Raw genomic sequence first — 25,746 nt, 5'->3', positions numbered from 1 at the left:
ATGGCAAAAATTAGAAATACTAAAAAACAATCGGCTCAACACATAGAGATCGACGAAAAATTACAAGAAAGTTTCAGACAAAAAACTTGGGACGAAACCATCACCAAAGACTCTTGGATGATTTTTAAAGTGATGGCGGAATTTGTTGACGCATACGAAAAACTTGCAAAAATAGGTCCTTGTGTGTCCATTTTTGGATCGGCACGACTAAAAGAAGGAGATCCTTACTATGAAATGGCGGTAGAAATAGCACAAAAAATAACCCAAATCGGTTTTGGTGTCATTACCGGTGGTGGCCCTGGAATTATGGAAGCCGGAAATAAAGGTGCCAAATTGGGCAATGGAAAATCCATAGGACTGAACATTGAACTTCCTTTTGAACAACACTTTAACCCGTACATTGACAAAGCCTATTCCATGGATTTTGATTATTTCTTCGTGCGAAAAGTAATGTTTGTAAAATATTCTCAGGGATTTATCGTTATGCCCGGTGGTTTCGGGACTTTGGACGAGCTCTCAGAAGCATTGACCCTCATTCAGACCAAAAAAATTGGCCGTTTCCCAATTGTTTTGGTAGGTTCATCCTTTTGGAACGGGCTGATCGACTGGTTCAAAACCTCGCTTCTCAAGGAAAAAATGATTAACGAAGAAGACCTTAATCTTTTTAGAATTGTAGATACTGCAGATGAAGCCGTTGCGCACATCAAAGCCTTTTATGATAAATATGCAATTAATGTAAATTTCTAAATTGGCATATTATTTGACTAAAATATTAAAAATAATACATCGATACCATCATGAAAAAATATACATTTTTAGGAATACTGTTTTCTTTCGTTCTCATTTTAAGCTTTGCAACATTGGACTTTTTCTCGTCCATGACCAAAGTTGATTTTGTAGAAGGGAGCAAAACCCTAAAGTTCACAACCAAGATGAACACGAGTCACATTGCTGAAACCATAAAAATAAATCCGAATACCGCAGCATTTGATGCCGAAGTAAAAAAATATGTAAACAACAATATTGCAGTGAGCATCAACGGAAGCTCAAAAAACCTAACCTTTACGGGCAGTCAAGTCAATGGAGAGTCGGTTTGGGTGTACTATGAAGCCAAAGATGTGAGTGATATTTCAACGCTAAGGATAAAAAATTCCATTTTGCTAAATGCATTTCCAAAGCAGATTAACATCGTGAACATCGCCTACAAAGGCAATCAGAAAACCATGACTTTCCAAAGAGGAAAAGAGGTACATGAAGTTAATTTTTAATTAAACATAAAAATAGGCTACTTTTTTTGAGTAGCCTATTTTATTAATTGTAGAAATTTTTTCTATGATCTATTCAAGAAAGCATCCCATCCTTGTGCGGTAATCTGAGACAGTTCGTTGCTTCCTCTAAGCACCAAAAAGTTGCCCTGCTCCGCATCTACGGCATGTCCAATGATGCTGAAATCCGGATGGTTTTTTATTTTTTCAAAATCCGATGGTGCAATGGTCATCAGCAATTCATAATCTTCTCCACCGTTCATGGCACAAACCACAGGATTAAGGTTAAACTCTTCTGCCGTAGTTACAGTTAGAGAATCCATGGGCAATTTTTCTTCGTACAAACGGAAACCCACTTTGGACTGATCCGAAAGATGCAGAACTTCAGAAGCCAACCCGTCGGAGACATCAATCATGGATGTTGGTGTTATTCCCAATTCTTTCAAAATATTTTTCACATCCGTTCTGGCTTCCGGCTTTAGTTGTCGTTCTAAAATATAATCGTAGCCTTCCATTTCGGGTTGCATGTTTGGATTGGCCAAGAAAACGGCGTGCTCTCTTTCCAAAATTTGAAGTCCGAGATAGGCTCCACCCAGATCACCCGTTACTACAAGAAGATCGTTGGGTTTGGCTCCGGATCTTCTTACGATTTCCTCTTCTACTTCCATACCAATTGCAGTGATGTTGATCACCAATCCCGCATTGGAGCTGGTTGTGTCACCGCCCACCAAATCAACTTGATATCGATCACAAGCCAGTTTAATCCCGGCATAGATTTCGTCCAAAGCTTCTACCGGAAAACGATTGGAAACTGCGATAGAAACCAAAATTTGTGAAGGTTTCACATTCATTGCAGCGACATCGCTTAAATTTACCACCACCGCTTTATAACCCAAATGTTTCAGAGGTACATAACCCAGATTAAAATGTACACCCTCTGCCAAACAATCGGTAGTTACCACCATTTTTTTTCCGTCTGGATCTATAACTGCACAATCATCGCCTATAGAGGTTTTTGTTGTTGGGTTTTTTATTTCAAAACTCTGTGTAAGATGTTTTATTAATCCAAATTCTCCCAAGGCAGAAATTGGTGTTTTTATCATGTTTTTATCCTCAAGCATAAAGATTTTATTTTTTGCAAAATTAGAAAATTAAAACCAAGTATTCGTTCTACCAAAACCCAAGTAGGTTTTACAAAAACAAGATTAAATTATCCAATTTATATCTCATAAAACCCGGTCTGTCCTCTTATGAATTGACAAGTGTTAAAAGTCCCTATTTATGGCTCAGAACAGCTGTAAGCACGATTTTGAGATTAAAATTATTTCGAAAACTTATCAACATTAAGTCAAAAAGTGGGACAAAGTGGGAGACTTATAGAAATAAATATCTAATTTTGTCACAAATGATGAATTTCTACGAGACATATGAGTGCAAAATAGACGATAAAGGAAGGTTAAAACTCCCTTCGTCGTTGGTGAAGTTGCTGAAAATCACAGAGGATAAGTCTTTTGTGATCAAGCGCTCTTTGCATCAAAATTGTTTGGAAGTTTATCCAAATGAGCCTTGGACAAAAATGATGTCAAAAATAGCGCATCTCAATCGATTTGTCAAGGCAAACACGGACTTCATCCGCAAGTTTACGGCTGGAGTGAAAAACATAGACTTGGATTCTTCGGATCGAATTCAAATTCCTAAAGACCTGAAAGGTTTTGCAGAACTCAGCAAAGAAGTAGTGATCTGTGGAGCTGGTGAAATTTTTGAAATTTGGAATAAAGAATACTACGAAGCATTCATGAATGAATCGGAAGCCGATTTTGCCACTTTGGCGGAAGAGGTTATGGGTAAAGTTGACTTTGGAGAAAACTAAACCTTGAACTATCATAATTTACAATCCTAACTAAAAACAATACATTTTGGATACAACCTATCACAACCCGGTTTTGCTTATGAAAAGCGTCGATGATTTAGTCACCGACCCAAACGGCGTCTATGTGGATTGTACTTTTGGTGGTGGTGGTCACTCTAGAGAGATCCTAAAAAGATTATCGGACAAAGGAAAATTATTTTCTTTCGACCAAGATTTGGATGCCTTGAACAACGCCATCGACGATCCCAGATTTACTCTGGTGAATCAAAATTTCAGGTTTTTAGAAAATTCTCTTTTGATGTATGGACATGTTCAGGTTGATGGTATTTTGGCCGATTTGGGTGTTTCGTCCCATCAGTTTGATGAAGCTGAAAGAGGTTTTTCCATCCGAAATAACGCCCCTCTGGACATGAGGATGAATGTCATGCAAGGATTGGATGCCAAAAGAGTGGTAAACGACTATGAAGAAGAGCAACTGGCCGACTTATTCTACTATTATGGAGAACTGAGAGAAGCGAGAAAACTGGCTAGAGAAATCGTTCATCACAGAAAAAATAAAAGTATTGAGACCACGGACGATCTGAAAAAAGTATTCAGTTACATCCCTGCTCACAAACAAAATAAATTTTTTGCACAAGTCTTTCAAGCCATCAGAATTGAGGTGAACCAAGAATTGGAAGTGTTGAAAGAAATGCTACAACAAGCGTATAAAATCCTAAAACCAAACGGCAGATTGGTGGTGATTTCCTACCATTCGCTTGAAGACCGATTGGTAAAACGATTTTTGAAAAACGGCATGTTCGAAGGCGAGCCTACACGAGATGTTTATGGAAATTATGAAAAATCATTTGAATTGTTACAATCCAAAGCCGTAATCCCGGACAACCAAGAAATCGAAACCAACTCCAGAGCGAGAAGTGCAAAACTAAGAACAGGAATAAAACTATAACCAAAAATATTGGCTAAAAAGAATACATATAAACCACAGAAGAAACTAACCTTTGTAGACATCATCAAAGGAAATTTCCTGAATCGTGATGAAGTAACCATTCATTACAAATTTTATCTGTTGTTATTTGTGCTGATGATCATCATGATTTACAGCAATCACTTGGTGAGCCAAAAAATAGAATTGGTAAACGATTTAAAAGATAAAACTGAAGAATACAAATCCAGAAATGCGTATGCGCAGAGCAATCTGATCAAAGTAAGAATGGAGTCGGAGCTGAGCAAAGAAATGGTAAGCGACTCACTGATGTCACTAGAAAGGCATCCGCATAAGCTTTTAATAAAACTAGACAGTACAGAAATCCATGGCAGTGCAGAATGAATATGAAGTGAAGCGCAAAAAAACGCTAAAATGGGGCTATCTCTTTACAGGGGTGGCCGCTATCACCTTTGTTATGTTTCTGGCGAGGATTGTGCAACTTCAGAATACCAATGTCGAAGAAATAAAAAACGATTACATCAACAAAAATTACCGTGAAGCCACACTGAAAGCTGCACGAGGAAATTTATATGCTGCCGACGGTACCATTCTGGCTACCACGGTGATGCGTTATGATGTTTTCTTGGATTTCAAAACCATAAAAGACACCGTGTACTCCAACAACATCGGAGCACTTACCGACTCTCTTTCTAAAATGTTCGGCAAATCGAGAAGTCATTACCGACAAATTCTCGATCAACAAAAAGCCAAAAAAAACCAATACTATCGATTGGTGAAAGGTTTGGATTTTGATCAATACGACAGAATTCGAAAATTTCCCATCTTCAAAAAAGGAAAACACAAAGGAGGCTTCATCGTAGAAAGAAGACATAAAAGAGAATTGGCCACCCTAGAAATTGGTTCCGGAACCATTGGTATGGATGAAGGCGAATACAAATCTGGTCTGGAAGCAGCGTTCTCCAAATACCTTTCAGGTACCGATGGCAAACGATACGAACAAAGAGTCAACTCTTCCGATTGGAAACCCATAGACTATTGGAAAGTTCAAGAACCGATTGACGGACAAGATGTTTATACCACTCTAGATCTTAGAATACAGGACATCGCAAGTTCGGCTTTAGAAAAACAACTCATCCATTACAATGCCGAACACGGATCGGTAGTGGTTTTGGAAGTGAACACCGGCAAAGTTAGAGCCATGGTCAATTTGAAAAGAATAGAACCTGGAAAATACACCGATGCTTACAATTATATTTTAAGAGACGGCATCGAACCCGGTTCGACTTTTAAAACCATTTCGCTTTTGGCAGCAATGGATGATGGTTTTATCGATGAAAACACAACGGTAAATGTCGGTAACGGCTCTTGGGTTTATGCAGGACAGAGAATTAACGATGGGCATGGCGGCGGAACTTACGAGATTTCCGATGTCTTGGCTCAGTCCAGCAATGTGGGTACAGCCAAACTCATTACCCAATATTATGCTGAAAAACCAGAAGTCTTCATCGATCATCTAAAAAGATGGAAAATGTTTGACAAAATGCAGTTGGAATTGCCCGGTGTGACCAAACCGTTCATCTACACTCCGGAGCACAAACGATGGAATGCAGCAACTCTAGCTTCCATTTCTTACGGATATTCAACCAATTTCAATCTTTTGCAATTGGCCACATTTTACAACGGTATAGCAAACGGAGGAACCATGCTAAAACCTCTATTCATCGATAAAGTGATGAAAGACGGAGTCACTACCTTCGAAGCCAAACCTGAAGTTATGGTCAAAAAAATGGCTTCAGAAAAAGCCATTAAGATGATGACCAGCGCTTTGACCAAAGCCGTGGAAAAAGGTACTGCAAAGAGCATCTTTACCCCAAACCTTAAAATGGCTGGTAAAACCGGAACCGCCCGTTTTGAATATTGGAAACCCGGCCCTAGAAAATACCGCGCTTCTTTTGCAGGATTCTACCCGGCTGATAAACCCAAATACACATGCTATGTCATGGTAAGTGAGCCCGATGTTGCCAAAGGTTTTTATGGAGGATCGGTTTCAGCTCCTGTTTTCAAGGAAATTGCAGGAAAAACATTCTTAAAAACGCCTCAAAATATCGAAAAAGAAATTTTAGCCGATAGAAAAGTGGATTTAAATAAATTGACGGCTCCCAATACCAAAGTTGCCGTAAGCAACAATCAAATGCCCAATGTGGTGGGTTTGATCGGCAAGAATGTTATCCCACAGCTCGAAAACTTAGGATACCGTGTCGATTATAAAGGTGTCGGAAAAATTTTAGAACAATTTCCAAGTATGGGAACGGTGATCAATAAAGACCAAAAAATCTATCTTAAACTACAAAACTAAAAACATGCAGATCAAAGATTTAATCAATAGATTACCGATATTAGAATCGTATGGATCTCTGAATATCGATATTGAAAGTCTGGTTTTCGACAGCCGAAAAGTTGTGGAAAAGGCTGCTTATGTCGCCATAAAAGGAAACTTTTCCGACGGCCATGATTACATCACTCCTTCCATTGAAAAAGGAGCAAGGCTGATTGTATGCGAAAACTTGCCCAATAAATTGGTTGAAGGAGTCGGTTATATTAAAGTTAAAGATTCTGCTAAAGCCTTGGGAGATTTGGCTTCAAATTTTTATGGAAATCCATCCGAAAAATTAAAACTCATCGGCATTACCGGAACCAACGGGAAAACAACCTCATCAACATTGTTGTTTGATGTTTTTCAACATTTGGGATATTCGTCTGCACTGATTTCTACAGTGGAATATAGAATTGCGGATCGGATCATGCCTTCGACCCATACCACTCCGGACATTGTTCGTATCAACGAAATATTGGCAGAAGCGGTAGATCAAGGTTGCGAATATGCTTTTATGGAAGTTTCTTCTCACGGCATACATCAAAACCGAACCCAAGGATTGCATTTTAGAGTGGCGGGTTTTACCAACATCACTCACGATCATTTGGATTATCATAAAACTTTTGATGAATATCTAAAAACCAAGAAGCGATTTTTTGATGAATTGCCTGCAGATACAATAGCCATCACCAATATCGATGACAAAAACGGCAACATCATGTTGCAAAATTCCAAAGCAAAAAAAGTTTCGTATGCGTTGAAAACTTTGGCCGATTATCACGGACGCATTTTGGAAGTCGATTTCAACGGAATGCTTCTCAACTTCAACGGAAAAGAGTTTTGGACAACACTAACAGGAAAATTCAATGTGTACAATCTTTTATTGGCATTTGGAATTGCTCATGAATTGGGCTTTCAGTCGGAAGAAATCCTGAAGGCTATTTCCCAACTTCATAGAGTTCACGGTAGGTTTGAGACCCTTATTTCACCATCAGGGATCATTTTTATCATCGATTATGCTCACACTCCGGATGCATTGGATAATGTTTTGGACTCCATCAACGAAATAAGAACAAAAAACGAAAGACTGATAAGTGTTTTTGGCTGTGGCGGTGATAGGGATCATGCAAAAAGACCTGAAATGGGAAAAAGTGCAACCCGAAAATCTACTTTAGCCATCATCACTTCGGACAACCCGAGAAGTGAGAAACCAGAAGACATTATCAAAGAAATTGAAGCCGGGGTAGAAGCTCAGTATTTTAGCAAATACACTTCGATACCGGACAGAAAAGAAGCCATAAAAATGGCTATAAAATTTGCTGAACCCAAAGACATTGTCTTGGTGGCAGGCAAAGGACACGAAACTTATCAAGAAATTAACGGTGTAAAACACCATTTTGACGATAAGGAGACCATAGAGCAATTGTTACAATTGATGGGTAAGTAAAAAAGTTGACTCAAAAATAAAGAATTAACTAAAAAAGAAAACCAACAACAATCCATTTAAACAAAAAATTATGCTGTACTATTTATACGAATATCTCAACCAACAAGGCATTCACATTCCAGGAATGAACCTTTTGAAGTACATCTCGTTCAGAGCGGGTATGGCGGTATTGTTATCTTTATTCATCGCATTGGTTTATGGAAAAAAAATAATCGATTTTCTTAGAACAAAACAAATGGGAGAATTGGTGCGTGACTTGGGATTGGAAGGGCAAAAACAAAAAGAAGGCACTCCAACCATGGGGGGGTTCATCATCATCATTGCAACGCTAATACCGGTTTTATTATTTACCCGAATTACCAATGTGTACATCGTATTGCTCATTGTATCTGTCGTATGGATGGGTGCCATTGGTTTTGTTGATGATTATCTAAAAAAAATAAAGAAAAACAAGGACGGACTTAGCGGAAAGTTCAAAGTAATCGGGCAGATTGGTTTAGGACTCATTGTGGGCATTACCATGTACTTTCATCCGGACATTACCGTAAAAAGAAAATATGCCGATGCCAAAATCGTGAATAGAAATCATGTGGAAACCAATTTTATGCCTACAGAAAACATTACCGTTTCTACCGTTCCTTTTGCAAAAAATAACGAATTCGATTATAGCGGAATTCTTTTTTGGATGGACGAAGACAAAGCTCACGAATGGGCTTGGTTGGTGTACATACCCATTGTTATCTTTATCGTAACGGCCGTTTCCAACGGTGCTAACATTACGGATGGTATCGACGGCTTGGCAACAGGAACCTCGGTGGTCATTTTGTTTACATTGGCCTTGTTGGCCTACCTTTCGGGCAACATCATCTTTGCTGATTATCTCAACATCATGTTCTTGCCCAACACCGGAGAGGCTACCATTTTCACCATTGCATTGGTGGGTGCTTGCATTGGTTTTTTCTGGTACAACACTTATCCTGCACAAGTTTTTATGGGCGATACAGGATCTTTGATGCTGGGTGGGGTGATTGCTGTATTGGCCATCATCCTTAGAAAAGAATTGCTGATCCCAGTACTTTGTGGGATATTTTTAATCGAAAATTTGTCTGTGGTTCTTCAGGTTGTTGTTTTCAAATACAGAAAAAGAAAATACGGATTAGAGTACGCTCAAAACAATAGACTATTCAAAATGTCGCCTTTGCACCATCACTATCAAAAAAGTGGTTTTCACGAAAGTAAAATCGTGAACAGGATGATCATCATCGGGGTGATGTTGGCCATCATTTGTCTAATTACTTTGAAGATACGATAAAAATTAACGGATATAATAATCTGAAAAATTGGAAAATACAGTAAAACATACGGATAAAAGACCAACCTTTCTTGATGATAAAAAAGGAAGAGTTGTCGTATTGGGAGGTGGCGAAAGTGGTTTTGGCGCGGCATATCTGGCTAAAAAGAAAGGACTGGATGTGTTTCTTTCGGACAAAGGCAGCATAAAAGAACCGTACAAACAGCTTTTGCAAGATAACAAAATTCCGTACGAAGAGCTTCAGCATACAGAAGAATTGATTCTGAATGCCGATTGGGTCATCAAATCTCCAGGTATTCCGAAAAAAGCACCTTTGATCCAAAAAATTATGGAAAAGGGCATTCGCATTTCGTCTGAAATCGAATTTGCTGCCGAATTTACCAATGCAAAAATCATTGCCATCACCGGAAGCAACGGCAAAACCACCACAACTTCTCTGATCTATCATACTTTGGTCAACGACCGGTTTAATGTAGGATTGGGAGGTAACATTGGGAAAAGTTTCGCCAAACAAGTTGCTGATGAAAACTACGATTTCTATGTACTGGAAGTGAGTTCTTTCCAATTGGACGACATCCAAAACTTCAGACCGTATATCTCGTTGCTGCTCAATCTGAGTCCGGATCATTTGGATCAGTACAACTACAATTATGAAGAATATGCTTTGGCCAAATTCAGAATTGCAGAAAACCAAGAAAACGACAGCTTTTTCATCTACAACCGAGACGATGAAATGAGCCGTAAACTCTTGAGTAAACTAAACATCAAAGCCAGACTCCTTCCTTTTTCATTAAGAGAAAAACTAAACGAAGGTGGCTTTGTAGAAGAAGAAAACATCAAAGTAAAATACCACGACGATTTTGCCATGAAAATTGACGAACTCAGCTTGGTAGGCAGTCACAATGTTGCCAATAGCCTAGCCGCATCTATTGCCGGGAAAATCCTGAACATTAGCAACGAGAGCATCAGAAATTCATTGATGACCTTTCAGGCAGTGGAACATCGTCTGGAATTTGTTGAAGAAATAAACGGAGTAAAATACATCAACGACAGCAAAGCGACCAATGTAAATGCCGCATATTATGCCCTTGAAAGCATGAAAACCCCAACCGTATGGATTGTGGGAGGCACCGACAAAGGCAACGACTATAGCGAGGTCGAAGAGTTGGTAAGACAAAAAGTGAAAGCCATTGTTTGTCTTGGTTTGGACAATAAAAAAATCATTGATTATTTCAAAAATAAAAAAGAACTGATCTACGACACCCACAATCTTCAAGACTGTTTGGAAGTTTGCAGAAACCTTGCTCAAGACGGAGACACCGTATTGCTTTCTCCTTGTTGTGCAAGTTTTGATCTGTTCAAAAGTTATGAAGATCGAGGCAATCAATTTAAAGCTGAAGTAAGAAAAGGTAAAACGATTCAATAAAAATATTGGAAATGGAGAATGTATTGAAAATTAACAAAAACGAAATATTAAAGGGCGACAAAGTACTTTGGATGGCCGTCATTTTCATTTCTGCATTTTCTGTATTCCCGGTGTATTCGGCAAGTTCTAATTTAGAATATATTGTCAACAACGGTACAACTTCAGGACATGTCATGAAGCACATACTGTTTGTCATTGGTGGGTTGGCGTTAATGAGAGGTGTACAAGCTTTTAAATTTGAAGTTATTGGAAAACTGAGCGCCTTCATTCTCGGTTTTATGGCAATACTCTTGGGCTTCACGATGGTTTCCGGTCAACAAATCGATGGAGCTTCAGCCTCACGATGGATTACCATTCCCGGCACATCGCTCTCCTTTCAACCATCGGCTTTTGCATTCTTAGCATTAATCGTTTACCTCTGCAGGTATTTAACCAAAAAAATACAGAGAAAAAGATTGGTTTGGGAAAATATCCTTTACATTTTCGTACCCATTTTAGGAATTTTCTTGTTGGTAGCCAAAGACAACGGATCCACGGCACTCATGATTCTGATGGTTTCCATCATCACCCTCATCATCGGTCAGCTCAACTGGAGATACATCTTAGGATTTGTTTCAGTCGCTGCTTTTGCTATTGTATTGTTTCTTACCATTGCCTTATCCACCGATTGGATCAAAAGCAATAGGGTGCATACTTGGATGAGTAGGATCGAAACTTTTACCAGTTCCAAATCCAAAAACAACATTGAAGACGAAGCTGAAAAGGCCAAAAACTATCAGGTGATGCAAGCTAAGGCAGCCATTGTCCACGGTGGTATCACCGGAATGGGACCCGGAAAAAGTGCGTTGAAGCAGATGCTTCCTCAATCGGCTTCGGATTTTATTTTTGCCATTGTGGTTGAAGAGTACGGACTCATAGGAGCTTTTGGACTGATTGCTCTATACATGATCATCATTTTTAGAATTGTGATTATCGCTACCAAAATGCCTGTGTTTTTCGGCTCGTTGCTCGTCATCTCCATTGGGATTATGATTTTTGTACAATTGGCGGTAAATATTGCCGTCGCCGTCAATCTGATTCCGGTAACAGGACAGCCTCTACCGCTTATTAGTTATGGTGGTACCTCCATTTTACTTTCATACATCCAACTGGGATTGGTACTCAATGTAAGTTCCAGAATTCAGGTTTATGATGAAGAAGGGATCGGTAAAAAACAATCTGTGGACGAGATTAACGATATTGCTTGATAAAAGATAAATAATTAAAAAATGAATAAAAAACTAAAAGTATTGATGAGTGGTGGCGGAACCGGAGGACACATTTTCCCGGCAGTAGCCATAGCACAGGAAATCCAAAAGAGATTTCCCGATGCCGAGTTTTTATTCGTCGGTGCTTTGGGTAAAATGGAAATGGAAAAAGTCCCACAAGCCGGTTTCAAAATTATAGGCCTCAACATTGCAGGTTTTGACCGTGGTAACTTACTTTCCAACCTCAATTTGCCGTTCAAACTCATCTCCAGCTTGTGGAAAGTGAGAAAAATTATTAAAAACTTTCAACCCGATTTTGCTGTGGGCACCGGTGGATATGCCAGTGGTCCGGCTCTGATGATGGCTGCACAACAAAACATTCCTATTTTTGTTCAGGAGCAAAACTCATTACCGGGGAAGACCAATATCTTTCTTTCTAAAAAAGCAAAAGCCGTATTCACCGCCTATCCGGATATGGAACATTTTTTTGGAGAAACTCCCACTTTCTTTTTGGGCAATCCCATCCGTCTGAATATTCTAAACAACATGGTGGACACCCAAACTGCGAAAGAAAAATTAGGTTTGGATAGGGATAAACTCAGCGTTTTATCCGTTGGTGGTTCTTTAGGATCCAGAACTCTGAACCAAGCTTGGAAAAAAAATAGTTCAACATTGCTGAACAAAGACATTCAACTTATCTGGCAAACCGGATCTACCGATTATCCATCGTTACAAAAAGACAACCTACCGCTATCGGACAAACGATTGATGATGAGAGAATTTATTCAAGACATGGCAACAGCCTATTCGGCAGCCGATGTCATTGTTTCTAGAGCCGGAGCCATTGCCATTTCTGAATTGGCCATTGCCGGAAAACCTGTGGTTTTGGTGCCTTTCCCTTTTGCGGCAGAAGATCATCAAACCAAAAATGCACAAGCCTTGGTCGGAAAAAATGCTGCAAAAATGGTAAAAGATACCGAAATGGATGCTGATTTTTGGAACACGCTGACCTCCATTTGCGACGATGAAAACCTTAGAAAATCCATGTCCGAAGCCATTAATTTTTTCGCTAAACCAAAGGCAACTGAAGACATTGTGAACAAAATTTTAGAAAAATTAAACCGTAAATAACAGTACATGAAAACCATAGATGCATATCAAAATTTTTACTTTGTTGGGATTGGCGGCATAGGCATGTCGGCCCTGGCCAGATATTTTCACTCTATCGGAAAAAATGTATTGGGCTACGACAAAACACCTACCAAACTGACGCATGCTTTGGAGAACGAGGGCATAAAAATCTCTTTTGAAGATAAGGTTGATGCTGAAGTTCTAAATTTATTGGCCGAAAACACACTGGTTATTTACACCCCGGCCATTAAAGTTCTGAGTATTTTGGATCATTTCAAAAAAGAACAATTCGAAATTTTGAAAAGAGCCAAAGTTTTGGGAATGATCACCGAAAACACCAACTGTTTGGCAGTTGCCGGAACACACGGTAAAACGACCACATCAACCCTTTTGGCACACCTTTGCAAGGAAGTCAACCTTCCTTTTTCCTGCTTCTTGGGTGGAATTTCAGAAAATTTCAAATCCAATTTCCTCTTCAACGGAAACGATTATTCTGTGGTCGAAGCCGATGAATACGACAGAAGTTTCCTGAACCTGCACCCCAATTGGGCGGTCATCACTTCTACCGATGCCGATCATTTGGATATTTATGGCGACAAAAAAAACATTGAAGAGGGGTTCAAAGCTTTTGCCGACTTGGTTAAAAATGACAACCAACTTTTTGTGCGAAAAGGAATTGACTTCGGAAGACCTTGTAAAAATTATGCTGTGAACGAAGAAGCCGATTTTTATTCGGACAATCTCAGGATGGATGGAAGCAGAACTTCGTTTGATTTTCATGCTCCGGGACACGATATTGCCGAGTTTACATGGGACATCCCCGGCATTCATAATGTAGAAAATGCGACTGCTGCCTTGGCCATTATGTTGGGACTGGGAGCCGATATGGAAAATTTGAAAAAAGCCATCGCCAACTTTAAAGGCATCAAAAGAAGGTTTACCAAACATATTTTTGACAATGGAAAAATCTATATCGACGACTATGCCCACCATCCAACCGAGTTGGATGCCGTAATCGGATCGACCAAAACCTTTTATCCGGACAAAAAATTATTGGTGGTTTTTCAACCGCATTTGTTCAGTAGAACCCGTGATTTCGCCCATGATTTTGCTAAAAGCTTGGGGCAATCCGATGAGCTTTTGTTGTTGGACATTTACCCCGCAAGAGAATTGCAACAGGATTTTGAAGGCATCACTTCGACTTGGCTTTTGGAGAAAGTAAATTTGAAGGAGAAAGAAGTTTGTGCATTGGATCAGGCATTTGAAAAGATTAAAAATAAAGAATTCGACATACTGCTTACCGTGGGTGCAGGTAATATAGACACTTTGTACGACGGTCTTGTCGAGTGGTTAGAAAAAAAATAGTGGAAACAGCATGAAAAATAAATGGCGCATATTGAAAATTTTGGTTACAGTAATCGTGTTGGGATTTCTGTTAAGCTTTTCGTTGAAACGATTTGCCCAAAAACCCATGGACAATATCGCTGTTAACCTAAAGCAAAGTCCTGTTTACTTTTTGGATGAAAAAGACATCAAAAGAATTGTAAAAAAATACAACCCTACACAGAAACTGAAAGATATTGACATCCCAAATCTTGAGAAAAAACTAAATTCTTTGGCTGCGGTGGACAGTGCAAATGTTTATTTGGGACTAAACGGAAAACTGAACATCGACATCAAACAAAAAGTTCCTGTATTTCGTTTGCATCGTGGTGACAAGGAAATCTATGTGGATAAAAAAGGGAGAGAGTTTCCAACCACTTTCAACTACACCCATCCGTGCATGTTGGTCGATGGCGATGTAGATCCTGTAGATTATCCGGCACTAAGCGAGCTGATCCATAAGATAGATGAAGATCCTTTTTGTAAAAAATATTTTATCGGAATATCCAAAGTAGGTCAGAATTATAATTTGCTCACCAGCGAAGGTCATTTTAAAGTAGAAATTGGGGACTTAGAAAACATTGATTTCAAAGTGAAAGGGTTTAAAACATTTGCCGAAAAAATACTGATCTATCAAGATCCAACAAAATACACAAAAATTTCGGTAAAGTACGGCAACCAAATCGTTACCACACTCAACCCAAGATTGGAAGAAAACGACAGCATACTGCAAATCAGTAAAAAAGAATTCGACAAAATCCAAATGGATAAAAACAACAAAAACATCATAAAACCCGCTGTGGTTAAGGAAAAAAAAGAAGAGAAAAAAACAAACATCTAAAAACACTCGAAAAAAAAGAATTCGTTTAATAAAATCAAATTGTTATATAAAAATGGGAAATCAAGAGTATTCAGTAGGATTAGACATTGGCACCACCAAGATTGTGGCCATTGTCGGTAAAAGAAATTCTCAGGGTAATATTGAAGTCTTGGGAGCAGGAAAAGCGAGAAGTCTTGGCGTAAACAAGGGTATTGTAAACAATGTTTCGCAAACCATTTCTTCCATCAAAAGCGCTATAGAAAAAGCCGAAAAAAGTTCTGGTCTGCCAATTAAAAATGTTACCGTTGGTATCGCCGGCAAGCACATCCGATCGTTGCAACATTCGGATTATATCATGCGTAAGAAACCCGATACGTACATTACGGAAGAAGACATCGACGAGCTGAAAGAACAAGTAAAAAAATTGGTTATGCTTCCCGGAGAAGAGATTATCCATGTACTACCACAAGAGTATAAGGTTGACTCTCAAGGCGAAATCCACGATCCAATCGGTATGCATGGAGCTCGACTGGAAGCCAAATTCCATGTGGTAGTCGGTCAGATGGCAAGCATCAAAAATATTGTTCGCTGTGTTGAAGAAGCTGGTTTGTTCATGGAATCTCTAACTTTAGAACCTTTGGCATCTTCGGAATCGGTCTTGACCAAAGAAGAAAAAGAAGCCGGAGTAGCCATTGTAGACATCGGTGGAGGGACTACGGACATTGCCATCTTCAAGGACAACATCATCCGTCACACTTGCGTTATTCCTTACGGTGGAGGCATCATCACAGAAGACATTAAGGAAGGATGTTCCATCATTGTGGATCATGCCGAAAAATTAAAAGTCAATTTTGGATCTGCACTTCCAGAAATGGAAAAAGACAGCACTTTTGTGACCATCCCCGGATTGCACAGCAGACCGGACAAAGAAATTTCTCTGAAAACTTTGGCACAAATCATCAATGCCCGAGTAGAAGAAATTTTGGAATTGGTAAATACCGAACTGAAAGCATACGGTGCGTATGAACAGAAGAAAAAATTAATCGCCGGAATTGTATTAACCGGAGGCGGCTCCAATCTGAAACACATCCGTCAGTTTGCCAACTACATCACCGGTTTCGATAGCCGATTGGGATTTGCGAACGAGTACATTGCCAACGACAAAAACCAAAGCCTAAAAGGACCGGAATTTGCCACTTCAATAGGATTGTTAATGGAGAGTTTAAAAATTCGAGAAAAAAAATCGATTGCTAAGACTCCAACTCCTTCAGAAGATGTGCCACAAGCAAATCAAACAATTCCTGAAACCGTTGTTACAAATGAAATCCCAGAAATTGTAAAAATTGAAGAAACCGATGTTCTGCCAAAACCAGAAGAAAAGGTAAAAAAGCCAACAATTGGTGAAATCATTCTAGCAAAAGTGAAAAAATTCTTCGAAGAAGTTGAAGATTAAAGGAAATTTTATAAATTGTAAAACAAAAAAATATATAACCTTATGGACGGAAATACTACAGGATTTACTTTTGACATGAACAAAGGAAATTCATCCATAATAAAAGTGATCGGCGTAGGCGGTGGTGGTAACAACGCCCTGAAACACATGTACGAAAAAGGAATCTACGGAGTCGATTTCGTAATCTGTAACACCGATGCACAAACTCTAGACAACAACCCTGTAAGCAACAAAGTACAGCTCGGTATTTCCATTACCGAAGGACTAGGCGCCGGTGCCGATCCGGATATCGGAGAAAAAGCGGCCATAGAAAGTATGGAAGAAATAAAATCCGTTTTGGGACAAAATACCAAAATGGTCTTCATTACCGCTGGAATGGGTGGTGGTACCGGAACAGGAGCAGCTCCAGTAATTGCAAAAATTGCAAAAGAAATGGGCATCCTTACCGTGGGTATCGTAACCATTCCGTTTAGTTTTGAAGGAAAAAGAAGATTGGATCAAGCCGAAAACGGTTTGGAAAAACTAAGAAATTCTGTCGATTCCCTAATCGTCATCAACAACGATAAACTGAGACAACAATTCGGTAACTTGGGATTCAAACAAGGTTTCTCCAAGGCCGATGAAGTGTTGACCAACGCTGCAAAAGGTATGGCCGAGGTAATCACCGGTTATTTCGATGTTAATATTGACTTTAGAGATGCCAAATCGGTTCTTCAAAATTCCGGTACGGCATTGATGTCAACCGGTACGGCAACCGGCGAAAACAAAGCTGAAGAAGCGGTGAGAAAAGCGCTAGACTCTCCACTGTTGAACGACAACAAGATTACCGGTGCCAAAAATGTACTTCTCCTTATCCGTAGCGGAAACGAAGAGGCTACCATGGACGAAATCGGTATCATCAACGACCACATCCAGAGAGAGGCAGGAAATACCGCCGACATCATCTTTGGGGTGGGATCTGACGAAGAATTGGGCGATGCCATTTCTGTATTGGTTATTGCAACCGGATTTTCCAAAGACGATAAAATTGTTGCCGGACCAACAGAAAAAATAAAATATACCTTGAACGATGCGACGGAAAGAAGAGAGTCTCCGTTCAAATCAAGAGAGGAGAGATTCGACAATGCAGGTTCATCAGACACGACGAATACAAAAAATGTATTTAGATTGGAAGACGACAGCCCAAGCAACAGTCCAACACCTTCTTTTTACAATTCGGCTAGCGAACAACAATTGGCGGTAGAACAGGTTCATCTCGACGAAATCGTATTGGATTCTGCAGATCGTAGTTTTGACTCTTTTGATCAGTCGGACAAAGAAGTTGATCTCTTTTCTTATGGTGATTTCCAAAATGACCCTTGGGAAAAAGAATCTTTCAGCTTCGAAACGGAGAGCCAAACCAATTCTTCAATAGATGATATCCCTGCTTTCAGAACAAGAGAGGACAACAAGGTCGAATTTAATTTTGAATCTACAGAACCAAAATTTGAAACCGCCCCTGAATTTAAATTGAGAACTGAAGAAAGCGTTGTTGTAGAAACCCGTCCCTCTGAGGCGATCCCAACGGCAGCGGCTGAAGTGCAAGAAGAACCAAAAATCGAAGAAAAAGCACCAGAAGTTCAAACTTATGGAGAATTTACATTCATCGACAAAACGGCAAAACAGGATCAAAAAATTCAAGAAAGAAGAAATAAACTGAAAGAATTCAATTCGAGATATCAGTCCTCAGAAAACGAAAATCATTTCGAAACCGTTCCTGCATTCAAGAGAAAAAATATTGTGATAGAAGGTATAACTCCTTCCGAACAGCAAGTTAATTCTTTTATGTCCGAGGACGAAAGAGGAAAAATCCAAGTGAGAGAAAATCGTTTTTTAAATAAAGATGTAGATTAAGATGAGTTTAGAAAATACCATCAGCGATGCCATAAAAACGGCGATGAGAGAAAAAGACAGAACGGCTCTTGATGCTTTAAGAGCGGTTAAATCTCAAATTTTATTGTTGAAAACTGAAGCCAGAGGCGTCGAAGTATCTCCCGAACAAGAAATAGCCATTGTACAGAGAATGATCAAGCAAAGAAAAGACTCGTACGAACAATTTTCTGCACAAAATCGAAACGATTTGGCTGAAGTAGAACTGGCTCAAATGAAAGTCATTGAACAGTTTTTACCGGCTCAGCTTTCAGAAGATGAACTGAAATTGGCCATTGAGCAAATCATTGCCGATGTGCAAGCAGAAAGCATGAAAGACATGGGGAAAGTGATGGGACAAGCTTCCAAAACGCTCGCCGGAAAGTCCGATGGAAAAGCCATTTCCGAAATGGTAAAGAAACTGCTTTCATAAAAATCCACCTTTGTGGATCCTAAACAGGATATCCAAACTTTGTATATCAATTTGATTTTGAACCGAGAATTTTATGTTCTCGGTTTTTATCTTTTTTGAGTATTGGATTTTGATCTTAAAAATACCAAACCTGCCAAAATAATCAAAGCTCCTATGGATTGGAGCAGTGTAAGGCTCTCTCCATCCAAAACTCCCCAAACTACAGCAACTATTGGCATTAGCAAAGTAACTGTAGAGGCAAAAATGGCATTAGAAATATGAAGCAAACGATAGTTGAGCATCATGGCCAATCCGGTTCCTAAAACGGCCAACATGGACACAAAGCCCAAACCGTACACCATCTGCTGATTCCATTGGAATTCTTGGAAAAAACCTGAAAATACAAGCGCAATCAACGATGGAAAAAACAAAGCAAAACCAAACACAAATGCCGATAATGCTTTGGGCTCCAGGTGTGCTAATTTCTTTTTTACAGTAATCGAATTGATGGCATAAAGCAAAGTGGCAAACAACAACAACCCAATCGGAAGCCATTTTATTTCGCCCAACTCTCCACTTCCTAAGGTTAAAAGAACGGCACCGGCAAAACTAATGCTCACCCCAGTCACTTGTCGTTGTGTGGTTTCTTTTCTCCAAAAAATTAAAGTGAGAACAATGATAAAAATCGGCATTAGAGAGTTGATGATTCCTGCAATGCTGCTGCTAATCTGGGTTTCGGCAAGGGGAAAGAGAAACATGGGAAAGAAGTTGCCTATCAGAGCCGAAAGAACAATCCATTTAAACTGTTTTTTAGGTAGATTTTTTATGTTTAAAATGGCATAGGGCATCAACAATACGGAAGCGATCAAAACCCTTAATGCACCTACTTGATAGGGATTGAAATAGATCAATGATTTTTTGATCAGGATAAATGAGGACCCCCAAATGAGTGTAAGGACCAAAAGCAAAACCCATTTTTCTTTTTCTGAATTCATTATATATTTTGTTCTTTAAGAAGTTTTAGATACTGTGATTTAGAAATCATTCGTGCGCCAAGACTTTCCAAATGGTCGGTATGAGTCTGACAATCGATCAAGCTGAAACGATTTCTGTTTTCCTGAACAAATTGTATAAAACCGGCCTTAGAAGCATTGCTAACCTTTGCAAACATGCTTTCCCCACAAAAGACATTTCCCATAACAACACCATAAAATCCACCAACCAATTCGTTGTTTTTCCAAACTTCAATACTTTCTGCCCAACCCAATTGGTGAAGTTTCTCAAAACTGTCGATCAATTCTGTGGAAATCCATGTCCCGTCTTGATCTCTTCTGTTGATGGACATACAGGCTTCCATAACTTGTCTGAAACATCGATTGTTTGTAAAAGAAAATTCTTGATTTTTAAGAATTTTCTTCATGGATTTTGAAATTTTCAAGTCATCAGGAAAAAGCACAAATCGAGGATCTGGAGACCACCAAAGGATCTCTTCACCGGGATTGTACCATGGAAAGATACCATTTTCATAGGCCAAAAGTAGCCTTTCCACAGAAAGATCCCCTCCACAAGCGATAATTCCACTGGGCGGGTGATAAAATTCCGGGTCCGGAAAGCTAATTTCGTTGAGATCCAATTCTACCATAATTAAAAAATCCTACTCACAAAGAAGTAGGACTGTATTTTGATTGATGTTCTTAATTAGAAAGGCAAATCATCATCTTCATCCTCTGTAAAAGGATTCCCCTGACTTGCTGGACTTGCAGCTTGTGCAGTATTAGGCGCAGCCTGGGTTGGTTGAGCAGCGGCATTGTCAAATACTTTTTCCAATCTCCATCCTGTGATGCTGTTGAAATATTTAACTTCTCCTTGTGGCGAAGTCCATTCTCTACCTCTAATATTGATTCCGATTTTTACATTTTCACCTTCAACAACATTATCAAGAAGATTAATTTTATCTTGTAAAAATTCAATACTAATCGGTTGTGGGTATTGCTCTTGTGTAAGCAAGATCAATTCTCTCTTTTGAAATCCGCTTGCAAATGTTTGAATTTCAGTTAATTTCTTTACCGTTCCTTGTAGTTCCATATTCTTAATAATTGAGAGTGTAAAAGTAGTAAATAGAATTTTAAAAGCGAAGACAAAAAGGGAATAATGAAAAAAAATATTTTTTTTTGAAAAAAGTTTGCAGTTATCAAATATTGCCCTATATTTGCACTCACAAAAACAGAACAAAAGATCTTTAAATACTAGCGGATGTGGTGTAATTGGTAGCCACGCCAGACTTAGGATCTGGTGCCGTGAGGCGTGGGGGTTCGAGTCCCTTCATCCGCACAATGAGAGATTTCTAATTTATTTAGAAATCTTTTTTGCGAAAATAGCTCAGCTGGTAGAGCACAACCTTGCCAAGGTTGGGGTCGCGGGTTCGAATCCCGTTTTTCGCTCTATTTCTACTCGCCCTGGTGGTGGAATTGGTAGACACGCAGGACTTAAAATCCTGTGTCCGCAAGGACGTACGGGTTCAAGTCCCGTCTGGGGTACAAAAAACGCTGTTAATCATTTGATTTTCAGCGTTTTTTATTTCAAGGGGTGGCTAAAAGGGTGGCTTATTTGTGGTTTTATATTTCTTTTGATTGTCGGTATTTATCCAATTTTTCTTTTCTCTTTTCCCAATCTGGCATTTTTAGTGTTAGTAATTCAAAAAAATCTTTATTATGATGTTTGTGAATTAGATGGCAAAGCTCGTGCATGATAACATATTCTATGCAGCGTTTCGGAACGTGAATTAATCTAGGGTTGAAAATTAATTTATTTTTCACGGTGCAGCTTCCCCAGCGTGTCGGCATTTCTTGAAAATTAATTTTAGAAGGGATGTGATGATTTTTTTCAAATCTTTTCATCATGGGAAGTGCTATTTCTGAAATCTTAAGTATCGCACGTTCTTTCCACCATTTTTCAAAAATTACAGAAGCGTTTTCTTTCTTTTTTACCAAAATTAGGAATTGATTTCCTAAATAAGAAACTTCTTCTTTTTTAGAGATTTTTATATTAATTTTATATTGTCTTCCTAAATAAAATACACTATAACCAGATTTCATTTCATAATTAGTATCATATAAATCAAGCGTATCAAAATAATTTTGTTGCTTGAAAATCCATCTTGTTTTTTTGTAAACCCATTTTTCTATTTCTTCCATGTTGGTTTCTAAAGGCACAGAGACTTGGACAGTTTTGTCTGGTGAAACCTTAATTCCGAGTGTTTTTCTAGTAGAGTATTTTATGATAAACTCTATTTTCTTTGAACCAAATTCTATAAAATGTAGCATATTCCTATTTATTTGCAATTGCAATTTCAATACATTTTTTTGTAATTTCATCTGCTTTTTCTAGAGTAAATCCTTGGATATCCATCAAATAATCTCCAAAATCAAGTTCTATTCTATTGAGGATATCGGTGTTTTTGTGCCAATCAACAATTTCATTTTGAGCAATTAATTCATCTAAAAACAAGGTGCTTTCTTCGGATTTTTCTACTTGTTCATTTTGCAAAAATCTGAATATAGGAATGTTTCTTTTTTTATGGTTCAGAGTTTCAGGAACATCACTCGCTTTTGTGCCGATAGCTTCATTTCTGATGTCCTTTAGTTTTTGTAAAGCTTCTAAATCCGAAAGTCTATCAGCTCTCATATCTGCAATGGTTTGCTTAATGAGTTCGGATAGTTTTTTGAACAAAACAGGGTCGGTATCTCTTTTTTCGTTGATATACTTTGAGGTTGCCGAAGCTATTTTTTCTGCTTTTGCTCTGTTGCCAACTACTTTTTCTAATTCTTCGTTGAATGTTTCGGTGTCCAGTATATCTATTTGCTCGGTAAGTCTGATGATTTCTTCTGTAATTACGTGTTGGTCTAGTAATTTCTGAAGTTGTTTTTCGTACTGTGCAAAACTTACATTGTCCACATATATATTGTTCACAGCAACTCTAATTCCTGCAAATTTCTTTAAATCATTTTTGTATAAATCAATTCTTTCTGTAGGCGTATTATCATAAAAAGTTACCGTAGAAAGTGCCATTTTAAGAATTTTTGCAAATAGATTAAATTTTGCATAAAACTCTTCTCTCAATGCGATATCTGATAAATAATTGATGTATTCATCAATATTATTTTTATTTTTTAAAGTTTTAAAAAGATTTATTAAGTCGGAATACGTTTGTGGAAGTTTTGCAATTTCTTGTGATATATCGGTTAAAGTATTTTGCAAATCCATCAATTCTGTTTGGTCTTCGTCTGTAGTATAGGTTTCCATAGCTTCTTCTAGTTCGTGCATAATTCCAGCATAATCTATAATAAAACCGTAATCTTTACCCGCATAAACTCTATTTACCCTTGCAATTGCTTGTAATAATGAGTGCTCTCTTAATTTTCTACACAAATACATCACGATGGTTTGTGGCACATCAAAACCTGTTAATAGTTTATCAATAACAATGAGTAATTCTATACTTTCTCCATTTTCATATTGCTGAATAATAGATTTGTCAATATCATTTCCGTATTTTGTTTTTAATAAATTGTAATATTGTACCACTTCACTCGCTTCACTGCTATGAACATCATTATTTCCTTCACGAGGGTCTGGTGAGGACATAACCACTTCTGTAGAAACTTTGCCAATTAAATCAAAAGCTTTCTTGTATTTTACAGCGGTTAATTTATCTGGACAAACCACCATTCCTCTAAAGCCAGAATGAACGCCTGTGTTGTCTTTTCCCCAATTGCCAGCAAAATGGCGACTTATATCCATAGCAGTTTGATAAATATTTTGGTCGGTTTTACTTATCAAACCAGCATTGTTCATTTTCTTTTTTAGTTCTGTCTTATTGTACTCGGTTAAATCTTCTGCAACGATATCAAAACCTCTATCCAAAGCATTTTGATTCACATCTTGTACCGCAAATCTGCCTTCGTATAAAATAGGAACAATTGCTTTGTCGGCAACGGCTTCATTGATGGTATAAGTATCAATAATTCCACCAAATTTTTGGGCTGTACTTTTTTGAGATTTCATAAGTGGAGTTCCTGTAAATACAATAAAACAAGCATTAGGTAACACTCTTTCCATATTTACATTGAAAACACCATATTGTGTGCGGTGTGCTTCGTCTATTAAAACAAAAATATTGGGACTTTCTAGCGGATTGTTTGCCAATTCGTTTACCGCTGCCTGAAATTTATTGATAATGCTAGTCGTTACAAAATCGCCATTTCCTTTTAATAATTGTATTAATTGTTTACCAGATGTGGCATTTATTACCTCTATTTCTACTTTTTGAAGCGTTGTGGTTATTTGCCTGTCCAAATCTACTCTGTCGGTTACTAAAATAATTTGTGGATTTTTCACAGTATCTTTTACTTTTCTAGCTAACATAGCCATAGTTAAAGATTTACCGCTTCCTTGTGTGTGCCAAATTACACCGCCTAAACGTTTTCCGTTTCGTATGGGTTTTATTCTATTAATGATTTTATTGATGGAGAAATACTGTTGAAAGCGGGCTACTTTTTTTACAATGCCGCCCTCAAACAAAATAAAATCTTTGATGATTTCTAAAAAACGCTCTTTGCTAAATAAGCCATACAGCATTACATCTTGTAAAGTAGGGGTAATTTCTACTTCGTATTTTTCTTTGTAATTTAAAAAATCGAAATTTCCTCGAAAATCGTTTTGAAAAAAAATTTTACTTTCCGTTTCTTTCGTTAAATCGACATTTATAATTTCTGGCAATTGGTCAATGAAATTTTGGTCTTTCTCTTTCCAAACGGCCCAAAATTCTTCTTTGGTATTGGTGGTAGCATATTTGGCTTCGATAAGTGATATTGCACCTAAAATCTGACTATAGACATACAAATTTTGTATGCCATCTTCCATTTGGTTGCGAATATGTTGCGAAATTGCTTCTTTGAGTGGTGTTTTTATGGTTGGGCTTTTAGATTCTATAATTGCCAAAGGAATTCCGTTGATAAACAAAACCAAATCCGGGCGATACGTGTCTTTTCTACCAGTACGCATTACGGAAAATTCTTCGGTAATGTGAAATACATTATTTTCGGGTTTTTCCCAATCAATGTATTGAATCGTATGGCTTTTTTTGTCGCCATCAATAGATTGTTCCAAAGCATTGCCAAAACGCAAAAGGTTATACGCACAGTTACTTGCATTTACCAAACCTTCGGCTAAAGGAATGTCTTTCAGCGAATGAATGGCACGTTCTATATTAGCATCGGAAAAGTCTGCTTGTTTAGAGCCAATTTTTATGGTATTTATTTTCTTTAGCTGTTCCCTCAAAATAGAAGTAAGTAAAACATTGCTTTCTCTGTCTTCACGCATTTGCAATGCTTCGGAAGGCGTAAGGTATTGGTAGCCTAAATTGATGAGCAATTTAAGGGCGGGGATTTGTGCGGTATTGTCTTCGTTGAAATGGCTCATTTTTTGTTCATTTTATTTTATTAGTTATTAGAGCTAAATAATTGATAATAAATCACATAAAAAACAACCTCTAATAAATTCTCTAATAAGATCTCTAATAATTTTTTTAATAATCTTTTCTTATAGAACCAAATTAGAATCTTGAATTTCAGTAGACTAATATGGAGTATATTTTACTATTTTTCTTACAAAATATACTTTTTCTAAAAATTTAACATTTTAAATTACGCTATTTGTATAATTTTTATAACTTTGCAGTGCTCATCTTT

22 protein-coding genes and 3 tRNA genes are annotated in these 25,746 nt (G+C 38.1%); 19 read left to right on the top strand and 6 right to left on the bottom strand.

Annotation, left to right across the window (positions count from 1 at the left end; genetic code table 11):
• Window positions 1-747, top strand: a complete 747-nt coding sequence (locus H9Q20_RS06300) for a TIGR00730 family Rossman fold protein (protein ID WP_124641346.1) — start codon at window positions 1-3, stop codon at window positions 745-747.
• Between the two features lie 50 nt (window positions 748-797).
• Window positions 798-1,268, top strand: a complete 471-nt coding sequence (locus H9Q20_RS06295; RefSeq protein WP_124641344.1) for a DUF6702 family protein — start codon at window positions 798-800, stop codon at window positions 1,266-1,268.
• Window positions 1,269-1,330: 62 nt separating this feature from the next.
• Here H9Q20_RS06295 and thiL read toward each other — a convergent pair whose 3' ends face one another.
• On the bottom strand, window positions 1,331-2,386 hold the full coding sequence (gene thiL / locus H9Q20_RS06290; protein ID WP_187478549.1) for a thiamine-phosphate kinase: 1,056 nt from the start codon (window positions 2,384-2,386) through the stop codon (window positions 1,331-1,333).
• A 284-nt stretch (window positions 2,387-2,670) separates the two neighbouring features.
• Here thiL and H9Q20_RS06285 point away from each other — a divergent pair, with 284 nt between their 5' ends.
• The 14 genes from H9Q20_RS06285 to H9Q20_RS06220 all read left to right on the top strand — a co-directional run bounded on the left by H9Q20_RS06285 (window position 2,671) and on the right by H9Q20_RS06220 (window position 19,018).
• Complete coding sequence (locus H9Q20_RS06285; RefSeq protein ID WP_124641340.1) at window positions 2,671-3,135, top strand: division/cell wall cluster transcriptional repressor MraZ; 465 nt, start codon at window positions 2,671-2,673, stop codon at window positions 3,133-3,135.
• 79 nt (window positions 3,136-3,214) lie between these two features.
• Window positions 3,215-4,084 (top strand): 16S rRNA (cytosine(1402)-N(4))-methyltransferase RsmH, encoded by an 870-nt coding sequence (gene rsmH / locus H9Q20_RS06280; protein WP_241154743.1) that lies wholly within the window; start codon window positions 3,215-3,217, stop codon window positions 4,082-4,084.
• 9 nt (window positions 4,085-4,093) lie between these two features.
• Window positions 4,094-4,465 carry an FtsL-like putative cell division protein gene (locus H9Q20_RS06275; protein WP_124641336.1) on the top strand — a complete coding sequence of 124 codons (372 nt, stop codon included), beginning with the start codon at window positions 4,094-4,096 and terminating at the stop codon, window positions 4,463-4,465.
• Window positions 4,449-6,440 (top strand): penicillin-binding transpeptidase domain-containing protein, encoded by a 1,992-nt coding sequence (locus H9Q20_RS06270; protein WP_124641334.1) that lies wholly within the window; start codon window positions 4,449-4,451, stop codon window positions 6,438-6,440. Before H9Q20_RS06275 ends, H9Q20_RS06270 begins: the two co-directional genes overlap by 17 nt.
• Before the next feature lie 4 nt (window positions 6,441-6,444).
• Window positions 6,445-7,905, top strand: a complete 1,461-nt coding sequence (locus H9Q20_RS06265; RefSeq protein ID WP_187478548.1) for a UDP-N-acetylmuramoyl-L-alanyl-D-glutamate--2,6-diaminopimelate ligase — start codon at window positions 6,445-6,447, stop codon at window positions 7,903-7,905.
• A 70-nt stretch (window positions 7,906-7,975) separates the two neighbouring features.
• The gene (gene mraY, locus H9Q20_RS06260; protein WP_187478547.1) at window positions 7,976-9,217 is read left to right on the top strand and encodes a phospho-N-acetylmuramoyl-pentapeptide-transferase; all 1,242 of its coding nucleotides are present in this window, start codon (window positions 7,976-7,978) and stop codon (window positions 9,215-9,217) included.
• 28 nt (window positions 9,218-9,245) lie between these two features.
• The gene (gene murD / locus H9Q20_RS06255) at window positions 9,246-10,643 is read left to right on the top strand and encodes a UDP-N-acetylmuramoyl-L-alanine--D-glutamate ligase (RefSeq protein WP_124641328.1); all 1,398 of its coding nucleotides are present in this window, start codon (window positions 9,246-9,248) and stop codon (window positions 10,641-10,643) included.
• A gap of 11 nt (window positions 10,644-10,654) precedes the next feature.
• Window positions 10,655-11,890 (top strand): FtsW/RodA/SpoVE family cell cycle protein, encoded by a 1,236-nt coding sequence (locus H9Q20_RS06250; RefSeq protein ID WP_124641326.1) that lies wholly within the window; start codon window positions 10,655-10,657, stop codon window positions 11,888-11,890.
• Window positions 11,891-11,911: 21 nt separating this feature from the next.
• The gene (gene murG / locus H9Q20_RS06245; protein ID WP_124641324.1) at window positions 11,912-13,021 is read left to right on the top strand and encodes an undecaprenyldiphospho-muramoylpentapeptide beta-N-acetylglucosaminyltransferase; all 1,110 of its coding nucleotides are present in this window, start codon (window positions 11,912-11,914) and stop codon (window positions 13,019-13,021) included.
• 6 nt (window positions 13,022-13,027) lie between these two features.
• Entirely contained in the window at window positions 13,028-14,386 is a 1,359-nt protein-coding gene (murC, locus tag H9Q20_RS06240) for a UDP-N-acetylmuramate--L-alanine ligase (protein ID WP_187478546.1), read from the top strand.
• Between the two features lie 10 nt (window positions 14,387-14,396).
• Entirely contained in the window at window positions 14,397-15,245 is an 849-nt protein-coding gene (locus tag H9Q20_RS06235) for a cell division protein FtsQ/DivIB (RefSeq protein ID WP_241154742.1), read from the top strand.
• Between the two features lie 52 nt (window positions 15,246-15,297).
• Window positions 15,298-16,677 (top strand): cell division protein FtsA, encoded by a 1,380-nt coding sequence (gene ftsA / locus H9Q20_RS06230; RefSeq protein ID WP_187478545.1) that lies wholly within the window; start codon window positions 15,298-15,300, stop codon window positions 16,675-16,677.
• A 42-nt stretch (window positions 16,678-16,719) separates the two neighbouring features.
• Complete coding sequence (gene ftsZ / locus H9Q20_RS06225; RefSeq protein WP_124641318.1) at window positions 16,720-18,570, top strand: cell division protein FtsZ; 1,851 nt, start codon at window positions 16,720-16,722, stop codon at window positions 18,568-18,570.
• 1 nt (window position 18,571) lies between these two features.
• The gene (locus H9Q20_RS06220) at window positions 18,572-19,018 is read left to right on the top strand and encodes a GatB/YqeY domain-containing protein (protein WP_124641316.1); all 447 of its coding nucleotides are present in this window, start codon (window positions 18,572-18,574) and stop codon (window positions 19,016-19,018) included.
• An 86-nt stretch (window positions 19,019-19,104) separates the two neighbouring features.
• Here H9Q20_RS06220 and H9Q20_RS06215 read toward each other — a convergent pair whose 3' ends face one another.
• Genes H9Q20_RS06215 through H9Q20_RS06205 form a run of 3 tightly spaced genes read right to left on the bottom strand, consistent with a single transcriptional unit; the run spans window position 19,105 to window position 21,082 of the window.
• Window positions 19,105-19,992, bottom strand: a complete 888-nt coding sequence (locus H9Q20_RS06215; protein ID WP_124641314.1) for a DMT family transporter — start codon at window positions 19,990-19,992, stop codon at window positions 19,105-19,107.
• Complete coding sequence (aat, locus tag H9Q20_RS06210) at window positions 19,992-20,639, bottom strand: leucyl/phenylalanyl-tRNA--protein transferase (protein WP_187478544.1); 648 nt, start codon at window positions 20,637-20,639, stop codon at window positions 19,992-19,994. Before aat ends, H9Q20_RS06215 begins: the two co-directional genes overlap by 1 nt.
• 56 nt (window positions 20,640-20,695) lie before the next feature.
• Window positions 20,696-21,082 carry a DUF3127 domain-containing protein gene (locus H9Q20_RS06205; RefSeq protein WP_124641905.1) on the bottom strand — a complete coding sequence of 129 codons (387 nt, stop codon included), beginning with the start codon at window positions 21,080-21,082 and terminating at the stop codon, window positions 20,696-20,698.
• Between the two features lie 164 nt (window positions 21,083-21,246).
• Between H9Q20_RS06205 and H9Q20_RS06200 the strand changes: the two genes are divergently transcribed.
• The 3 genes from H9Q20_RS06200 to H9Q20_RS06190 all read left to right on the top strand — a co-directional run bounded on the left by H9Q20_RS06200 (window position 21,247) and on the right by H9Q20_RS06190 (window position 21,534).
• Window positions 21,247-21,328, top strand: a tRNA-Leu gene (locus H9Q20_RS06200).
• A 37-nt stretch (window positions 21,329-21,365) separates the two neighbouring features.
• Window positions 21,366-21,438, top strand: a tRNA-Gly gene (locus H9Q20_RS06195).
• A gap of 12 nt (window positions 21,439-21,450) precedes the next feature.
• A tRNA-Leu gene (locus H9Q20_RS06190) sits at window positions 21,451-21,534 on the top strand.
• A gap of 78 nt (window positions 21,535-21,612) precedes the next feature.
• Here the strand turns inward: H9Q20_RS06190 and H9Q20_RS06185 are convergent.
• Together H9Q20_RS06185 and H9Q20_RS06180 are read right to left on the bottom strand one after the other, a co-directional pair.
• Entirely contained in the window at window positions 21,613-22,320 is a 708-nt protein-coding gene (locus H9Q20_RS06185; protein ID WP_187478543.1) for a M48 family metallopeptidase, read from the bottom strand.
• A 4-nt stretch (window positions 22,321-22,324) separates the two neighbouring features.
• Window positions 22,325-25,477: a type I restriction endonuclease subunit R gene (locus H9Q20_RS06180; RefSeq protein ID WP_187478542.1), complete on the bottom strand. Its 3,153-nt coding sequence runs from the start codon at window positions 25,475-25,477 to the stop codon at window positions 22,325-22,327.
• Between the last annotated feature and the right edge of the window lie 269 nt (window positions 25,478-25,746).

Source organism: Amniculibacterium sp. G2-70 (genome assembly GCF_014353055.1).
In the GTDB taxonomy this organism is placed as follows: domain Bacteria; phylum Bacteroidota; class Bacteroidia; order Flavobacteriales; family Weeksellaceae; genus Amniculibacterium; species Amniculibacterium aquaticum.
This window is presented reverse-complemented; position numbering and strand designations above follow the sequence as displayed.

Excerpts from the sequence above, each read along its gene's own strand:
- H9Q20_RS06300 (WP_124641346.1), top strand. The coding sequence starts at position 1 with ATGGCAAAAATTAGAAATACTAAAAAACAATCGGCTCAACACATAGAG.
- H9Q20_RS06215 (WP_124641314.1), bottom strand. The coding sequence starts at position 19,992 with ATGAATTCAGAAAAAGAAAAATGGGTTTTGCTTTTGGTCCTTACACTC.
- murG (WP_124641324.1), top strand. The coding sequence starts at position 11,912 with ATGAATAAAAAACTAAAAGTATTGATGAGTGGTGGCGGAACCGGAGGA.
- H9Q20_RS06180 (WP_187478542.1), bottom strand. The coding sequence starts at position 25,477 with ATGAGCCATTTCAACGAAGACAATACCGCACAAATCCCCGCCCTTAAA.
- mraY (WP_187478547.1), top strand. The coding sequence starts at position 7,976 with ATGCTGTACTATTTATACGAATATCTCAACCAACAAGGCATTCACATT.
- ftsZ (WP_124641318.1), top strand. The coding sequence starts at position 16,720 with ATGGACGGAAATACTACAGGATTTACTTTTGACATGAACAAAGGAAAT.
- H9Q20_RS06270 (WP_124641334.1), top strand. The coding sequence starts at position 4,449 with ATGGCAGTGCAGAATGAATATGAAGTGAAGCGCAAAAAAACGCTAAAA.
- H9Q20_RS06185 (WP_187478543.1), bottom strand. The coding sequence starts at position 22,320 with ATGCTACATTTTATAGAATTTGGTTCAAAGAAAATAGAGTTTATCATA.
- H9Q20_RS06235 (WP_241154742.1), top strand. The coding sequence starts at position 14,397 with ATGAAAAATAAATGGCGCATATTGAAAATTTTGGTTACAGTAATCGTG.
- H9Q20_RS06295 (WP_124641344.1), top strand. The coding sequence starts at position 798 with ATGAAAAAATATACATTTTTAGGAATACTGTTTTCTTTCGTTCTCATT.
- thiL (WP_187478549.1), bottom strand. The coding sequence starts at position 2,386 with ATGCTTGAGGATAAAAACATGATAAAAACACCAATTTCTGCCTTGGGA.
- rsmH (WP_241154743.1), top strand. The coding sequence starts at position 3,215 with ATGAAAAGCGTCGATGATTTAGTCACCGACCCAAACGGCGTCTATGTG.
- H9Q20_RS06250 (WP_124641326.1), top strand. The coding sequence starts at position 10,655 with ATGGAGAATGTATTGAAAATTAACAAAAACGAAATATTAAAGGGCGAC.
- H9Q20_RS06285 (WP_124641340.1), top strand. The coding sequence starts at position 2,671 with ATGATGAATTTCTACGAGACATATGAGTGCAAAATAGACGATAAAGGA.
- aat (WP_187478544.1), bottom strand. The coding sequence starts at position 20,639 with ATGGTAGAATTGGATCTCAACGAAATTAGCTTTCCGGACCCGGAATTT.
- H9Q20_RS06265 (WP_187478548.1), top strand. The coding sequence starts at position 6,445 with ATGCAGATCAAAGATTTAATCAATAGATTACCGATATTAGAATCGTAT.
- H9Q20_RS06205 (WP_124641905.1), bottom strand. The coding sequence starts at position 21,082 with ATGGAACTACAAGGAACGGTAAAGAAATTAACTGAAATTCAAACATTT.
- H9Q20_RS06220 (WP_124641316.1), top strand. The coding sequence starts at position 18,572 with ATGAGTTTAGAAAATACCATCAGCGATGCCATAAAAACGGCGATGAGA.
- ftsA (WP_187478545.1), top strand. The coding sequence starts at position 15,298 with ATGGGAAATCAAGAGTATTCAGTAGGATTAGACATTGGCACCACCAAG.
- murC (WP_187478546.1), top strand. The coding sequence starts at position 13,028 with ATGAAAACCATAGATGCATATCAAAATTTTTACTTTGTTGGGATTGGC.